This window comes from Mycobacterium intermedium (assembly GCF_002086275.1).
In the GTDB taxonomy this organism is placed as follows: Bacteria; Actinomycetota; Actinomycetes; order Mycobacteriales; family Mycobacteriaceae; genus Mycobacterium; species Mycobacterium intermedium.
Genome location: NZ_MVHT01000320.1, coordinates 1 through 444 on the forward strand (window position 1 = coordinate 1; position 444 = coordinate 444).

The 444-nt window shown below is 59.5% G+C and carries 1 protein-coding gene; it reads left to right on the top strand.

Annotated elements, in window-relative coordinates; translation table 11 throughout:
• Window positions 1-334: 334 nt before the first annotated feature.
• The coding region (locus BST27_RS30865) for a PE domain-containing protein (protein ID WP_139805528.1) at window positions 335-444 on the top strand (110 nt) is incomplete at its 3' end.

The window sequence follows — 444 nt, forward strand, 5'->3', positions numbered from 1 at the left end:
CAACCGACCCAACCAACCACAGGAGGAAACTCAGTAAATACCGCACAACGGCGCCTCACCTAGGTTGACAGGTTCCGCTCCGTTGCGCTTCTCTCTGGACGGCTCTTGCGTGTCGAACCACGAGCATCGGCACGAGCCATCGATACCGACGTGTGTGGAGATCCCGCTATGCGCGGGTCACTCTCAGCGACTCCAAGAATCTTGCAAGAAAGCCGACTGAGTCTGGCCCTGACCAGCGGTGCACTACCTGACAGTCGTCTTCGAACTGCACTCCTGATTCACGCCAATTTTCGCATCTTTAGCGGCGCACGGGCCGGGTTGGAGGGCAGCATCAATGTCGTACGTGGTCGTCACACCGGATTTGTTGTCCACGGCCGCAGCCGATCTCGAGAGCATCGGTTTATCAGTGCGGGCGGCTAACTCGGCCGCGGCGGTTGCGACCAC